Below are 830 nucleotides of genomic sequence, written 5' to 3' on the forward strand. Positions count from 1 at the left end.
CTTTGCCCGGCAAGCTACTTTCGCTGCGAATCTGCGCATGGCTGATCAGCGCAAAGATAAAGCTGCCGCCGATGATATTGCCCGCCAGCGTCGGCCCGGCGAACACCAGCCAGAAGTCTTTCCACGGCAGCTCGCCGGCAAATACCAGGTACGACACTTCCGCCGAGCCCACCACGATGTGGGTGAAGTCTCCCAGTGCCATCAGGTAGGTGATCAGGATGATGATCCAGATCTTGGCGCTTTCCATGGATGGGATCATCCACACCATGGTGGCGATCATCCAGCCCGACACGATGCCCTTGGCGAACATCTGGTAGGCGTCGTTTTCCATGACCTTGTGCCCGATTTCCAGGAAGGCCAGGTCGGTCTTGGTGTCAAAGATCGGCAAGTGCAGCATCACGTACGCCACCAGCAAGGTGCCGCACAGGTTGCCCACCAACACCACGGCCCATAAACGCAGCAGGCGTGCGAAATTCTTCAGCGTGGGTTTGCTCATCACCGGCAACACCGCGGTCAGGGTGTTTTCGGTGAATAACTGCTGACGGGCGAGGATCACGGCAAGAAAGCCGGCGCAGTAACCAAAACTGGCGATCACCTTGAACTCTTCGCCATCCGGCAGGCGCGAGTTGAGCAAGCCCATGCCCATCAGCGACAGGCCCATGGTCAGGCCGGCGGCCAGCGCCGACCACCACAACGCGGCGACGTTGCGCTCCAGTTCCTGGTCGCCTTGAGTGCGGATGATTTCATGCAGAACCGCCGCGCGAGGCGGTTGGTTCTTGTCGACATCGTGCTGCTCTTCCTGCGACAGGTTGGGGGTCTTGCCGTCTTCT

At 59.8% G+C, this 830-nt stretch carries 1 protein-coding gene; it reads right to left on the reverse strand.

Going from position 1 to position 830, the window contains the following annotated elements; all coding sequences use genetic code 11:
• Positions 1–830, reverse strand: an 830-nt coding sequence (locus JV201_RS27370) for a formate/nitrite transporter family protein (protein ID WP_219406248.1), incomplete at both ends; no start/stop codon positions are given.

This window comes from Pseudomonas sp. Colony2, from assembly GCF_019382755.1.
In the GTDB taxonomy this organism is placed as follows: Bacteria; Pseudomonadota; Gammaproteobacteria; order Pseudomonadales; family Pseudomonadaceae; genus Aquipseudomonas.